Origin of the sequence: Acanthopleuribacter pedis, assembly GCF_017377855.1 — a bacterium.
In the GTDB taxonomy this organism is placed as follows: Bacteria; Acidobacteriota; Holophagae; order Acanthopleuribacterales; family Acanthopleuribacteraceae; genus Acanthopleuribacter; species Acanthopleuribacter pedis.
The window spans coordinates 182,582-197,523 of record NZ_JAFREP010000002.1 but is presented as its reverse complement, the minus strand read 5'-3'; the positions used below and the strand labels follow the sequence as shown (position 1 = coordinate 197,523).

Sequence of the window (14,942 nt, the reverse complement as noted above, 5' to 3'; positions counted from 1 at the left end):
TAAGCCGTTCTACAGCTTACCTTCCCTGAGTTTGTTAAGCTCAACCAACTTTTCGTCACGAAGATTATTGTGCTCCGTGCGAAAGTTTCCAATACCACCAATCTTTTTAGCCAATTTATTGAAAGGAACCTTACTATAGGTCACCTTTGGTTTTTTGCTGTTTTTCTTGTTCTTGATTTTTGGAACATTCTTCTTGGCAACAAGCTTCTTGAGGACGGGGTCATTGAATGCATCGTCCCAGTCTTTCTGGGTTGGCTCTTTTCCAAGAAGGCGATCAAGAATCGCAATTCGGTTGCCCATATCTTTAACTTCTTGTTCTTTCTTCATGATATTTTCTTTCCACTTAGAATCCTCATTTTTGATGGTTTCTTTCGTTGGAAAAAGGGACTTCATGTTGTTTGGCATCTTCTCATTTTTCCCGAGTAACTCCTGCATGCCGACATTGGGATTCCCATCAAAGGAGGACACCGACGAGGCATTTGAGACCGTGCGGGGTTTGTGAATCGGTGCATCAATTTGGAAAGCCAAATTGTCCTTCATGTCCGAATAGAATTCCTTCTTTTCGAAGTTGGTCGGCTCTGCCGAGAAGGTTTCGTTTTTAATTGAATAAGAGATTCCAACGGCCTCTTTGTCGCGCAGATAGTATTTGTCTAAATCCCCAGTGCTGACGTCGGCAGATAAAGCGGAACCAAAACCATCATTCAGTGAAAATGCAGACTTAGACATACCGTAACTTTTATTCACCGTCCTCATTCCCACACCCGCGGAGGAAACATGTAGCTGGTCAATTTTGTTCTTATTTTTTTCATCAGCGATTCCGGCGTAAATCTGCTCGCTGTAATCAAGGCAAATGGCCACCGCCATATCGAAATCGTTTTTCGGACTGTGAAAGGCAAAAGAATCTGCATTAATGCCAACATGGCTCGCCTTATTAATAATTTGTTTCCTGTTGTCCTTAAACATCGTTTTTGCCGGGTAATACACCAACTGGTCTTCATATTTATCGCTATTTTTTTTCTTGTCTGATCGCAAAGCGCTATCAATATCAGAAGGCGCGGTTTTATTGATCAGCTTGTTTTGCCCATTTTTGCCACCTTCCATGACCAGAATACAGTTTTGCATCTGTTTGAAGCCTGAACGTGGGTTGATTTTTAGGTTACTCGGATCTTTGATCGTTTTACAAATATCGGCAATCACTTCCTTGGTGATGTTCACCTTGTTGTTATTTTTCGCGGCATTGGCAACCTTCTTGTTCAGCTGGTCACCTACCCCAATCAAAGCCTTGCGAACGTTACTTACCTTCTCGTATTTCTCCTCACTCGAAGAGGTCATCTCAGCATAGGCTTCCTTAACCTCATTAATATCCAGCTTCATGGTCTCTGCAATGGTTTGAAGATCGCTGGATTTAATATGCTTCATCGCCGGCGCCGGGTGCATCGCCAACATACTGCCAGGTGTAAATACCAGATTCTCAAACTTCTCATTTTTGGCAAGGTCTTTCAGGTAGGTAATTGCTTGTTCCATTTCCGGCGGGCTCATGGTTTTAGAAGCATCGTTCAGGAAAAACTCCGGCATGGTCACAACCGTGGTTGATGATTTCCGAGTATCGATGATTTTTTTGTCAACCATCTTTTCTATCGTATCAAACACCATTTTGGAGCGCTCTTTGAGCGTCGCCAATCCAGGCTTATTGTCGGGCGCGAGTTTGCTCAAATTTACCTTAAGCTGTACGGTTTGAACCCGTTTGGTTTCTTTTTTGGGGTTCTCAAACTTAGGGGCGTTAATCGGCGCTGCTTCAGCGATATGTTTCGCATTCATCTTTTTCGGTTTCACGTTGCTATTGGGGTTTGGACTCGACTCAAGCGCAAGCTTATTATCTTGTTTGGGTTGCTTGATCTCTTTTACTTCTTTTTTAGCAACCTGTATAACGTTACTTCCAACTTTATTCAATCCTGACATGACGTTCTCCTTAACCATTAAACCATTAAAAGCCGGGGTCGGCCGAATGCGCGGCGAAACCTGTTACTTAAGGCAAGCCACCGATGCACCCTTTGGCCCAAACCCCTTCCGGCAAACAACGCTGCCGGCAATAAAATAGGGACCGGGACTTACGCGAAATTCATGACGTACCGAAGCGTCTCGTGTGGGCTGACCTCGGTGACATGCCGCGTGGATGAGGCGGGAACAGCGTGACGATGCTGCTCAACCCCAAACGAAACCTCATCCGTCTCATGGTGGTCCTCATCATCCCGGTCATCGCTTTCAATCAGTTGGCTTTTGAGTTCCATGCATGACTCGATCATATTGGCGAGGATGTTGTAAAACGTCTGGTACTCGGTTCCCTCCACGGGATGGGTATAACAAAGCAACAACGCTTCCCCATCGGCATCAAGCGCAATCGAGGCACCGCCGGTATCCTGTTGAAACATATTCATGGTCAATGCATGTTGCAATACCATCTCGCGACTGTTGAGGCCGGAAAGCGTAAACAAAGGCAAACTAAGGTAAAACTGGGTGTCTTCCGGCTCACAAAAAATGTCGATACCTACATCACCGGCGGCCTTTAAGGAACAACGGCCTTCTTCATTAAGGGCAAGCCCGCATCCAATCGTCTGGCCAAGTTGGGCTAACCAATGATTCACTTGTTCTTGTCCGTGTGACATAACTATTTCCTCCAATTGTGGTTGGCATCAATCTCTTGGTCCCCCGCTAGCCCGCGCCATAAACGCGCGTGTCAATCCCTCAGATAAAAATCTGATATAAAAAGGGTTAGTCTTTCCTAAAGCGGCAGGAGCAGCGTATTGCTCTGTTGTTCTCTGCTACGTCGGCATCGGCAAATACCCTTCCCTGAAAATTATTTTTTCGTCATTTTCGGGTAGTTTTGCCGCACGAAAAGAGCCAAATCTTCAAGGCTCACAGGCTTTACGACTCACGCCGAGGCTTCTTTTTTTCGTTGTGCTCATTGGAAAAGGGTAGATTTCGTGGATCTGATCGGCAAAGCGGCCACCAAGCAAGGGTCAACCAGCACCCAAAGTGCGCACAGCAGGATATCCCGCCGCCCCTTAGGTTTTAACCAACCTCGCTTTCCAGTTGACGCGCCTCGGTTTGCAGACGCCACAAATGCGCGTAAACACCGTCGCGCGCCAGCAAGGCATCATGGCTGCCCGATTCGACGAAACGCCCCTCCTCCAGGACATTGATCTGGTCGGCATGAATCACGCTCGAGAGTCGGTGCGCGATGATGATGGTGGTGCGGTTGGCGGCAATTCGGTTCACCGAGCGCTGGATCGCCGCCTCGGTCTTGTTGTCCACCGCCGAGGTTGCCTCATCCAAAATGAAAATAGGTGGGTTCTTGAGAATGGTGCGCGCGATGGAGATCCGTTGTCGTTGGCCACCCGACAAACGCTGCCCCCGTTCACCGATAACCGTGTCGTAACCCAAGGGTTCTTCCGCGACGAAACTCGCCATCTCGGCAGCCTCACATGCGGCCAGCACTTCCTCGCGCGTGGCGTCGGGGCGGCCGTACAAAACATTCTCATATATGGTGGCATTAAATAAGTACGTATCCTGGCTGACCAAACCCACCGCCTCGCGCAGGTTTTTGAGGTGAAGCTCGCGCAAATCGACGCCGTCGAGGGTAATGCGCCCACCGTCTACATCGTAAAAACGCTGGAGCAGTTTGATCAGCGTGCTTTTGCCCGAACCCGTGGTACCCACCACCGCGTAGGTTTGGTTGGCGGGAATGGTGAGGCTGATGTCACGCAGCACCGGTGTGTCGTCGTACCCAAAGGTAACGTTCTCAAAAACCAGTTCGCCCCCGATACCACGTGCTTCCAAGGCACGATGACCGTCGTGAATTTTGGCCTGCAACGCCAGCAGCGCATGTAAGCGCTTGGCGGCGTATTTGGCGTCTTGATATTGGTAGTTGGCTTGTTCTAAACCCGTCGCCGAGGTTAACACCACGGGAATCATGCTGGTTTGAATCAGAAACCCGACCATCGACATGCTGCCGCTCATCAGGGCGAAGCAACTGTAAACCAAGGGCATGCAAATCCCCATGGTGAGCGTGTAGGTGCTGAGTGCGTTAAACCGTGAATTCTCGTGGGCGGCAACGCTTTCGCTTTCCCTAAGTTGTTGCGCCAACGCCTGCAGGGAAGCAATTTCCCGTGCCTCGGCCGCGAAGGATTTCACGGTGGCCATGCCACCCATATTGGCGCTGAGCACCCGGTTCAGGTCCTCGATTTCGGCCGCGACTTTTTCAAAGTTCTCGCCCGCCTCAGCCTGGTGCTTTTTGCTCAACTGCACGAGCAAGGGCAACGGAATCAAGGCCAGCAACAAGGCAATTGGCGAAACCACCATCATGATGGTTCCCCCCGCGATAATGTTCAGTGCTTTGTCCCACATGGTCGGGGGCGTGTATTGCAAAAACCCGCGGATTTTGGCGATGTCGCCGTGAAAGAAGTTCATTAATTGGTCGGAACTGTGTTCGGAAAGCGTACCCATGTCGAGTGAATGCAGGTGGCGAAAGGTTTTGAGCCGCAAGGCCTGCTCCACCATCACGGCATAATCGTTCCAACTGGAACTTTTTCGGTCCTCGAGAACCGACTCCAGGGTTTTCCCCAGCAGGAAGGTACCGCCGAAAACCGCCATTTGCGCGTATTTGGAAGTCAAGCCGAGGGCGGCAAGCGGTGGAAACCCACCAGAGAGGGCCACCGACATCATCAAACCGATGGCCAGCGGATTAAAGACCCGCAACGCGGTGTGCCCGGTGCTGTTGGCGAGGGGTTTGTAAAAGGTGGTCTCGGCCTCGCGCTCGGCGGCCGCGATCAATTCGACGAGATCGGCATCAAAGGTTCGGCCCAGAAGTTGGTGAATCCGGGTGGTTGGACCCACCGTTCCATCCCCCGGCGCGGACGTGTCCCTATCCAAAAGGGTTTTGACGATGTTTTTACCCAGACCCGCAAAGGTATCGGCAATCACGGTGCCGGCTTGCGTAAGGGTCAGTTGTGTCTGATCGTAATAAACCAGGACCCGACCCGTAACCGAGGCCACACGCACCCGAAGAAAACCGGGCAGCCCGACCAAGGCATCCTGTAATGCTTCGGCCAATAGGGGTTTGCGGAACAACGCGGGCATGTCCCAGCGCGCCCGGCCAGGTAACGCGGAGCGCAGGATAAGCCCGTTGGAATGGGAGCGGAAAGCAGCCATAGATTCGCCAACCTTTGCGACCGCACGAGGGCATCCAACAAACCGAAAAGTGGACACCGCGAAAAAGCGCGGCGATGAACGCTCAGGAGTCGGCGGGCGCGAACATTCGAAGGACGAGGAAACGACAAGAATGGAAAAAGGAAAACAAATCCACATTAATCGAATTCACGAAAAACAGCAAGGGTTGCCTGGCAGTTTCACAGAATTCATGCAAGAGGACCAATCAACACTATTTCCAGCAGTTTAACCTATGAGGTGCGATAACTCGCGGCGCTTTGCTTCGATCCAGGTCCACCAAGCAAAGATAAACCCAAAAGAATCTTCGCTGCCCTCGCTCCAGGTTCAACCCCTCGCAACCCTTCTTGGTCAACCGTGCGGGCGAACCATCTCGGCTATCCGGTTCAGCGATGTTCCGGTCGCCCTCCCGCGGCAACCGCTTTTTCCAAACGCACCACCAAATGGTCCAATTGCTGCTTCAGCGCGACCAGATCCTCCCCCGGCACATCCACCGTGTCAAGAAGCCGACCGGGAATACAGGCACATTGCGAACGCAGCGCCCAGCCCGCCTCGGTGAGATGAATCATCACCACCCGCTCATCGTGCTGGGCGCGTTTGCGTTCAACCAGACCCATTTGCGCCATGCGTTTGAGCAGCGGCGTGGTGGTATTGGTTTGCAGCAAAGCGCGTTCATTGATGCGTCGCACGCTACAGGGCCCTTCCTCCCACAGAATCATCAGCACGATGTACTGTGGGTAGGTCAGACCCAGGGGTTCGAGGTAGGGCTTGTAAAGGCGTTGGGTGAGCCGCGCGGCCGCGTAGAGGGGAAAACAAAGCTGGCGGTCGAGTCTCAACAGCTCGGGCGACTCAGGCCGACTCACGCCGCTTGCTCCAGCGCTTTTTTAATGTCCCGAACCAAATCCTTGGGCGCGGTGGTCGGGGCAAAACGTTTGATGGGTTTGCCGTCGGCCCCCACCAAAAACTTGGTGAAGTTCCACTTGATGCCGTTGCCCAACATCCCGGGCAGTTCTTTTTTCAGATATTTGTAAACGGGATGGGTCCCGTTCCCGTTGACTTCAATCTTCTCGAACATCTGGAAGGTCACACCGTAGTTAATGCGGCAGGTTTGTTCGATTTCGGCCACGCCGCCGGGTTCTTGACCGCCAAATTGGTTACAGGGAAAACCCAAAATCACCAAACCCTGGTCCTTAAAGTCCTGGTAGAGCTTCTCCAGGCCTTCGTATTGCGGGGTCAGACCACACTTACTGGCCACGTTAACAACCAAAACCACCTTACCTTTATATTGATCGAAAGAAAGGGCTTCGCCGCGCAGGCTGTTGGCCGAAAGATGGTAGAAATCACTCATGAAAAGGCTCCTCGTCGTTTTGATCGGCGTACGCCGTTTAATCTTGCGCGATTATATCGTGCACGATCTTTTTACCATGGTTTCATCGTCGCGCCAACCCTGTCGAGGCTTTTGCCCGCAAAACAGCCGTAACCTACCAGACCTGAAGCGTGCGGTTCGACACCACCTGGACAAGCCCCCGAAAAAGTACCCTAAGAAAAAGAAGGGTTTAGGGACAATCCTCCTCAGGACGATAAATTCCCCCTAGAATTTAAAAAAAAATGAGGTATAGTGTGCCTGTGTCCATTCTCGAAAGTGGACTCGAGAAGTGACATACCTGGAAAAGGCGAGGTTGAAGGGGAAATCAACGTCGCCTTTTTACTTTCTATACGGACGCTTTCGTCCCAGCACAATTCCCATCCATACGCGACGCCTGTATCGCGGCGACAGCCTTTCGGCGACCGTCCCGCGGCGATAACGGCCCGGCGAGAGTTCCGCGTGACATCTCGGGGTTTCGTCAAAGTGGAAGCGCCGTGCCTTCGCCAACGGTTGAACGGACAGGCCGCGGCATGACGCTTATCCTCGAAGCGACACGAAGAATTCAAAACTCTCACCTATTTCAACCATCATCAAAGCAACAAACCTTCGCTCACAGAAACGATCACAAATTTTTCAAAAAAATAGTAAATTTAAACATATCAAAAGAATTATAACTTTTTTTGATATTAACAAACCCTTTTCTCCGGGGTAAATGTGATGTAATTTTTTGAGAAGTTATTCATTTTTCGATCAGTCAAGCGCTAAATCATTAGCAAGCTAAGTCTTGTGATTTTTCGTAAAAAACTGTTTTCATTTTCGGCTTATTGAGGTAAATTTGCCTCATCCGAAAGAAGTCCCTGACGGGTTCGTTCCGTTCCCACAAAGTTAAGGTGACTTCGTTTTCTCTCGCCCTTTTTCTTGCGAACAGTTTTGACCTGTCCTTTATGCGATGTGCCACCATCCGCGAGAGCCTGAATATATTTTTGTTTTGAGGGTTGGGTCTAGCGCGTCCATTCTCTGAATGCACCGCTGCCGACAAGGGTCTCAAAATAGTGCCTTTATTCTCACGACGACGATGGAAGCCACGCATCTGTGAGCCATAGGAATCATCACTGACCGGTTCTTGTAACCGCCGCTTCCCACATCACCTCCCCCCCCCTGCTCGACACCCGCATTTTAGGCGGGCTTTTGCAGTTCCGGGCGGCCGGCGAAGCGCCGATTTCATGACTGTCAGCTAGCGTGTATCACGTTCAACCATGTGGTTGTGAAGCAGCAAGCAAACCATGGATAACCTTGGCAGAGGTTATCACTTTAAATGGTGCTTGCCGCCTCTTGATGGATTGGGATCCAACATCGAGATCATACATCATGTTTTGGGTGTTTTCCATTGATTGTTGGCTTTTTGGGATAACTGTTGTGCCGCTCACTTTGTGCGCCGTTTTCACCCCCTAAAAACGGGTCTCCGGCCTGTGCCGGATGTCCGCTTCTTCCGTCATAGCCATACTATGGGCTGTCTCCCTACGCCTCCCCCTTCACGGTTGCGCCTTCCTTAAAGTCGCATCCCTGGAACCGGTCACTCTCCCGACCGGGCAGGCCCGGCGTGGGGAAACAGAACCGGCCAGAGGCAACCTTGGTTTGCGTTTGACGGCAAGGACGGCGGCGCGCGGACAACACGCCGCGAACTTCTTTCGGTTGGACCATTACCACGTTTAAGGAGAACCCATGTTCGCACGATTTTCCCTTTGGCACGCCTTGCTTGTGTGCCTTCTCGCCGTAGCTTCACTGAACGCCGCCGAACCCAATGTTCTTAACGCCAAAGAGCAGGTCAGCTACACCAAAGGTCTGCAAACCTTGAAAACCGACGCCGCCGACGGCCGCCTCATCGAACTCAACCTCGGCGAGCAGTGGCAGTACAACACCCTGGTCAGCCACCTCAAGCTGCGCGGGAAAACCCCGGCCAACGCCCCCCAATTGTTCCGTTTCTTGAAAGCGGAGCGCGTCCGCGCCCTCAAAGCCGGCGAAATTTTCGGTTATAAAACGGCCTATGTCACCAAGTCCGAGGAAGATGCGCCCCAACCCATGCACCTCGTCGAAGCGGCCTTCACCCACGACAACGAAACCGCCTTTAACGCCTCAGCCTCCTACCCAACCGGCACCACCTACACCTACCTGGACGTGGCCTACACCTCTTCCGACCCCAACGAAACCGACGTGCCCGCCATGGTTGAAGAGTTTGGCGGCGGTACCGATGTGGTCGCCGCGGGTACCTTCCAGCCCACCGCCGAAAGCGCCGCCAAAGCGGACACGGTGCGTTCCATCAACTCATGGTCTATCTCAGCCCGTGACCTCAACGGCAACGGTTCCATCGAAGAAAACGAATACCTGAACGTCACCTTCCTGAGCCGACCCTTGTTGAACTTCGGCGGCTTATTCGGCTTAAACGTTGACGAACCGGTCGACCACACCAACGACGGTCAAATCAGCATTTGCATGAACCGCACTTGGACCAACGATTGCGACGTCAATCTGACCGGCAGCCCCAACGCGCTAAAAGTTCCTTTAAAAGGTTCCTACCGCACCCCGCCCGGCTACCTGATCGACCCAACCGGTGTCGACGCCAAATCAAAAACCGCCGACCCCCAGGATTTCGTCAAATTGCAGTTGACCCAACACGGCGGCGCCTGCGAGCCCCAGTACAACTTCTCAATGACCGACTTCTGGAACAAGGTAAGCATCAGCGCCGACCGCCGCACCATCTCCTGGGATTACACCGGCGCCAACGCCGTCGACTTCGCCCGTGGCTGCCGTCAGGTTCAGGATCGCGTTGAGTTCCACGTAAACCTGCGTGTTCCCGTAACCCGTTTCGGTTCGCCCGAATATCTGCCCATTTTTATGACCACCCGCAACCTGAAGTTCATCACCTGGAACTTCGCCCAACTCGCCCCCATGAAAATCACCAACAGCTGCTTGGCCGCCGGTACCCTGATCCAACTGAATGACGGTTCCGAGGTTGCGGTTGAAGATATCACCGCCGGTGACTTGGTGTTCAACGAGTACCGCAAAAAACAAGCCGCGCCGGTTGTCGATACCGCGGTTGGTTTTGAGGACAAACCCATGGTTCGCATCGAAAGCGAAAGCGGCCGTGCCTTGATGATGACGGACCTGCACCCCGTGGTAACGGTTAAAAACGGCGTCACCCTGGCCCGTGACCTGCAAGTCGGCGATGCGGTACCCACCATCGACGGTGTCGAAAAGTTGACCAGCGTGACCCGCGTGGCCTACGACGGCAACGTCTACAACCTCAAACTGGCCCAGCGTCCCGGCAAAAACCTGGCTTCTGACAACACGGTTTACGCCAACGGCTTTATGGTCGGTGACGGCACCATGCAAGCGCATTACGAGAAGCTGGATCGCCAACGTTCCGGCAACATCCTTGAGCGCATTCCCGCCGCCTGGCACGACGACTACCGCAACAGCCAACGCTAGCCGTCCGTTTTTTGACCATCCCCCCGACGAGGTCCTCCTCGTCTCAGCGGGGTCTTCCCCCGCCCCAACGAGGTCCTCCTCGTCTCAGCGGGGTCTTCCCCCGCCCCAACGAGGTTCTCCTCGTCGGAGCGGGGTCCCTTCCGCCCCGGTGTCTGCCACCGGGGCGTTTTTTGTTAACGCCTGGTGTCTGGTGAGATTGTCGGGGAACCGTTATAATGCGAAAAACACCACGGATTCACTGATGTTGAACCGCAAGTGGGGAGCATGAGCAACCACGAGCCGTCCAAACCCGACAGCGGCAGCGACCTTTTCGCTAAGGAACGCGCCACGCTGGAACAAGCACAAACCGCCCTCAAGGGCGAACTCAGCGCCACCGAGCTACAGGACCAACTGCAAACCCTCACCAAAAGCTACCGCAAACTCCTGCGCCAGACCGAACGGTTGACCCGCATCAGCGACCGCCGTCAAAACAAATACTACTCGGTATCCAACGAGCTCGACCACCACTTGGCCCGCCATGTCGGCGAGGCCATCAAAGATGAAATTCTGCGCGCGCCGACCGAGGTCGAAACCATCCACAAACGGCAACTCGTGATTGCCTTTATTGATGTTCGCGGCTTCAGCACCTTCTCCGAGGGCCTTTCCCCTGACGCGGTCATCACCTTTTTGAAGCATTATTACGATTACAGCCTGCGCATCGTGCATCGCCACGGCGGCCTCGTCAAATGTTTTATGGGCGACGGTGTGATGTTGGTGTTCGGTTTTCGCCGGCCCGAAACCGCCGCCGATCGCGCCTTGCGCTGCGGTGCTGAAATCCTCGAAGAGCTGCCCGCCTTTCGTGAAACCGTGGGACTACCCGTCCGCGTCGGCATCGGTCTGCACCACGGTGAAACCGCGGTCGGCACCATCGGCACCGACCGACGCGCCGAACTGGCGATCATCGGTAACACGGTGAACATGGCGGCCCGCATCGAAAGCGAGACCAAAAGCCAGGGCGTTCCGCTGCTGTTTAGCAACGCCTTCCGCGATCAGCTAAAGGAAAACTGGCCACTCCATACCGTTGGCGAGGTGATGTTGCGCGGCCTGCGCAGCCCCACCACCCTGTTTACCCTTGGGCATCTGATGGGTTCGGCGTCCGGAGCAGCTGCAGGTGCGTCTTAACCCGCAACAGCAGCGCTTCCTTGGTCACCGGCTTGGTCAGGAAATCGTTGCCACCCGCGTGGTATCCTTCCACCGCATCCTCGACCTGCGTGCGCGCGGTCAGGAATATCACCGGCACCCGTTCCTCGGGAAATTCGGCACGGATGCGGCGGCACACCTCAAAACCCGACATTTGCGGCATCATCACATCCAATAAAATTAGGTCGTAACCGGGATGGTGTCGCAACAGACGCAGAGCTTGCGGGCCGCTACCGGCCTCCTCGACGTCAAAATCGTGGCCGCTCATCTGGTTGACCAAAACCTGGCGGTTCACCGCCTCGTCGTCAACAATCAAGATGCGGTAAACGTCGGCGGCGTTCGGTTCGCCGTCGGAAATCACGGCCGGCTGACTGGCCACCGAATCCGCGGGTTTCACACCGTCGTAATCCCAGGCCGGCTCCTCCAGGGACAGGTGCTCGGCAACGTCACCGCCCTCGGCCAGCGGCAAATCAAAGCGAAAGGTACTGCCCGCGCCCAGCTCCGATGCCACCATAATTTGCCCACCGTGCATCTCAACCAGCTTGCGGGTAATCGACAGACCTAAACCCGCACCGCCACGCAGGCGTTTGGCAGTGCCGTCGATTTGCTCAAACGACTGAAAAATGGTGCGTTGAAGTTGGGGGGGAATGCCAATCCCCGTATCCGTTACCGAAACCATCAAGGAAGCGCCCGCCAGACGTGCATCGAGGCGGATATCCCCGGTTTCGGTGTACTTCACCGCGTTACCCAAGAGGTTCACCAAAATCTGTTGCAGCCGGTTTCGGTCGGCCAACACCGGCGGCAAATCGTCGGGAATCGATACAATCAAATCCAGTGATTTCTCCTGCGCCAAAGGTTCGGCCAAGGCGCACACCCGTTCCGCGATAAGCTGGAACGAGGTCGGTTCGCGGTAGAGCTTGAGCGAACGGTTTTTGAGTTGAGAAAAATCGAGGATGTCGTTAACCAAGGCGGTTAGCCGTTTGCCCGAGGCAACCACCATCCCCAAATCGTGTTTTTGTTTGTCGTTGAGCGCACCACCCGAACCGTCCAGCAAGGACTGGGTTAAACCCACAATGCCGTTCAGGGGCGTGCGCAGCTCGTGGGAGGTATTGGCCAAAAATTCGTCTTTCATTTTGCCCAGGTGCCGCAGCCGCTCGGCAACTTGGCGTTCTTTCTCGGTGAGCCGCCGTTCCTTCGACAACTTTTTGGTCTGGCTGCGTTGGTAACCCCAAACCGCGGTTACGGCGAGCAAGAAATAAAAAGCGTAAGCCGTTTTACCCGCCCAAGGTGGTGGGTCAACCCGCAAGGTCAGGCGCAGCTCTCCCTCGGCGGAAGGCGCACCTTCCGGCCCACCTTGAACCTTGAGTTCGTAGGTGCCGGCTTTTAGGTTGGTAAAGTTCAGGCTGCGTTCCGGGCCCAAATCGACCCATTCATTCACCAAACCGTCAACGCGATATCGGTAGCGATGTTTGTCCGGGCTGTTGTAGTCCAAGGCGGCAAACTCCAGCGCCAACAAGGAATCACGATGGGACAAACGCACCTCTTGTAACGCGCTGAGGGCACGGCCCGGCTTAAAGCGGGGATCCGCGGTACGCAGTTCGGTCAACACGATCGGCGGTTGGTACGGTTTGTTGGCGAGGTAGGCGGGTTCGAACCAGACCAACCCGTCGGAACCCCCGAAGTAAAGCCGCCCCGAACCGCCCGCCCAGGCGGACCAAGGATAAAACTCGTCTTCTATTAATCCGTCCTCTACCGTGTACACCTTAAGTACCTGCATTGAGACAGGATCGAAGTGATGCAGGCCCCTTTGGGTGGCCAACCACAACCGGCCTTGGGCGTCCGCAACCATCCCCGTCACGCTGAGATTGGTCAGCCCCTCGCGTTTGCCGAAAACACGAAAATGCCAACGGCCGTCGACCTGCTCCATCATATTCAGGCCGCCGCCGAAGGTCGCCAGCCAGAAACGGTCCGGTCGCTTGGGATCTTCCAACATACCAATCACCGAATTGTGGCTGGGTCCCTTGCCGCGATGGGTCGCATCGCGGGGATAACCCTGGAACCGGTCTTGTTCAGGATCGTAAAGGTTGAGACCGCCGCTAATGGTGCCCGCCCAAATGCGCTGCTTGCGGTCGTGGTACAGCATAATCACCCGGTTATCACCAAGACCGGTGGGGTCGTCGCGCCTGTGATGGTAGTGGCGAAAGCTTTGTTTGGCCTCGTTGAACACACTAATACCGCCGCCAAAGGTTCCGATCCACAAGGTGCCCGGCGCGGTTTCGCACATCACGCGGACCTTGTCGTAACCCAAACTGTCCGGGCGCGCGGGATCGTGCTGATAACGCAAAAAGTCGTTGGTGTCGGGTTGGTACAAACACAAACCCTGATCCTGGGTGCCGATCCAAATCCGACCCGAACTGTCCTCGGCAAGGGAGAAAATTTCGTTTTGCGGCAAGCTGTCGGCATCGTTGGGATCATGGCGAAAATGATCCCAGCGTTCGGCTTTGAAGTCATAACGGTACAAACCGCCGCCGACCGTACCCACCCACACGCGCTGCTCCCGACCTTCTTCGAGAATCGGGACCACGCGCGGACCGCTGCCAACGGGCCCCTCACCGGCGTCGGGGTTCATGGCGTGAAATTGGCGCCGCTTGGGATTCCAAGAACTGAGTCCATGACCCATCAGACCCAACCACATTAACCCGGACCGATCTTGAAAAATCGCCTCAACTCGGTTGGCCCCCAAGCTTTGGGGAACCCCGGCCTGTTTTTGGTTGTTGACCAACCGCCCGGTGCGTTCTTCCCATATAAACAGGCCGTTGCGTTCGGTACCGATCCACAGCAAACCACTTTGGTCGACCCAAAGCGAAGCCACCGCCTGTTCGCTCAGGGTCAAGCCGTCGGCTGCCTCGGCCTGGACGGGTTGCAGACGGTTCGAGTTGGGTGGCAGGCGAAACAGACCGCCGTTGGTCCCAATCCAAATCATTTGTCGCGAGATGTGCAGCGAAAGCACCTCGCGCACCCGCAACGCGGCGCCACCGTCCAAAACCGACGCCGCCTCCCAAGCGTCGCCACTGCTGGGTTTGTAGATGGTTAATCCCTTAAAGGTGCCCAACAGTATGAGTTGATTGGGTGCTTCTACCATCGACGTCACGTTGGTCACGTCCAACTCGGCTAAATGAACAAAGGCCTTCTGGACCGGATCGAAGCGAAACAAACCGCGGTCGGCACCCATCCAAATGCGGCCCGCTTGATCTTGCAACAGCGAAAACACCGCGGTGACCGCGCTGTCGTCGACACCCGCGACCGGTATCTGAACAAAGCGGCGTGTTCGTTCGTCAAACCGACACACGCCGCCGGTTTGGGTGCCGACCCACAGGCGACCGTCGCGATCTTCCATCAGGCTGGATACCCAGTTGTCGGGTAACCCGTGGGGATCGGTTGGATCGTGGAGGTAACTGGTAAAACGGTAACCGTCGTAGCGGTTTAAGCCACCCTGGGTGCCGATCCACAGAAAACCGACGCGGTCCTGCAGCATGCAGGTCACAATACTCTGCGACAAACCATCCGCGGTGGTGAGGTGTTTAAATCGAAGACGGTCCAGGGGTTCGGCTGCAAGGGGGCAACACCCCAATAGGAGGAGTACCAAACCCCGGCAAAATCTGTTCACCCGAACCGCCTTCAACGTGGA

General features: G+C 54.5%; 9 protein-coding genes. 3 read left to right on the top strand and 6 right to left on the bottom strand.

Annotated elements, in window-relative coordinates; genetic code table 11:
• Nucleotides 1-9: 9 nt before the first annotated feature.
• From J3U88_RS02615 to J3U88_RS02605, 3 genes are all read right to left on the bottom strand, one after another.
• Complete coding sequence (locus J3U88_RS02615; RefSeq protein ID WP_207856574.1) at nt 10-1,959, bottom strand: hypothetical protein; 1,950 nt, start codon at nt 1,957-1,959, stop codon at nt 10-12.
• 149 nt (nt 1,960-2,108) lie between these two features.
• Nucleotides 2,109-2,663 (bottom strand): CesT family type III secretion system chaperone, encoded by a 555-nt coding sequence (locus J3U88_RS02610; RefSeq protein WP_207856573.1) that lies wholly within the window; start codon nt 2,661-2,663, stop codon nt 2,109-2,111.
• Between the two features lie 406 nt (nt 2,664-3,069).
• Nucleotides 3,070-5,208: an ABC transporter ATP-binding protein/permease gene (locus J3U88_RS02605; protein ID WP_207856572.1), complete on the bottom strand. Its 2,139-nt coding sequence runs from the start codon at nt 5,206-5,208 to the stop codon at nt 3,070-3,072.
• Between J3U88_RS02605 and J3U88_RS02600 the strand changes: the two genes are divergently transcribed.
• Nucleotides 5,183-5,455, top strand: coding sequence for a hypothetical protein (locus J3U88_RS02600; protein WP_207856571.1), 273 nt, complete (start codon nt 5,183-5,185; stop codon nt 5,453-5,455). The genes J3U88_RS02605 and J3U88_RS02600 overlap by 26 nt on opposite strands.
• Nucleotides 5,456-5,609: 154 nt before the next feature.
• On the opposite strand, the gene J3U88_RS02595 is transcribed toward J3U88_RS02600, so the two are convergent.
• Nucleotides 5,610-6,086, bottom strand: a complete 477-nt coding sequence (locus tag J3U88_RS02595) for a transcriptional regulator, SarA/Rot family (RefSeq protein ID WP_207856570.1) — start codon at nt 6,084-6,086, stop codon at nt 5,610-5,612.
• Complete coding sequence (locus J3U88_RS02590) at nt 6,083-6,571, bottom strand: glutathione peroxidase (protein ID WP_207856569.1); 489 nt, start codon at nt 6,569-6,571, stop codon at nt 6,083-6,085. The genes J3U88_RS02595 and J3U88_RS02590 overlap by 4 nt, the downstream gene beginning before the upstream one ends.
• Nucleotides 6,572-8,311: 1,740 nt before the next feature.
• On the opposite strand from J3U88_RS02590, the gene J3U88_RS02585 reads away from it, so the two are divergent.
• The gene (locus J3U88_RS02585; protein ID WP_207856568.1) at nt 8,312-10,075 is read left to right on the top strand and encodes a Hint domain-containing protein; all 1,764 of its coding nucleotides are present in this window, start codon (nt 8,312-8,314) and stop codon (nt 10,073-10,075) included.
• Nucleotides 10,076-10,339: 264 nt separating this feature from the next.
• On the top strand, nt 10,340-11,236 hold the full coding sequence (locus J3U88_RS02580; RefSeq protein WP_207856567.1) for an adenylate/guanylate cyclase domain-containing protein: 897 nt from the start codon (nt 10,340-10,342) through the stop codon (nt 11,234-11,236).
• On the opposite strand, the gene J3U88_RS02575 is transcribed toward J3U88_RS02580, so the two are convergent.
• Nucleotides 11,181-14,921, bottom strand: coding sequence for a two-component regulator propeller domain-containing protein (locus J3U88_RS02575; RefSeq protein WP_207856566.1), 3,741 nt, complete (start codon nt 14,919-14,921; stop codon nt 11,181-11,183). The two genes, J3U88_RS02580 and J3U88_RS02575, sit on opposite strands and share 56 nt — an antisense overlap.
• Nucleotides 14,922-14,942 lie beyond the last annotated feature (21 nt).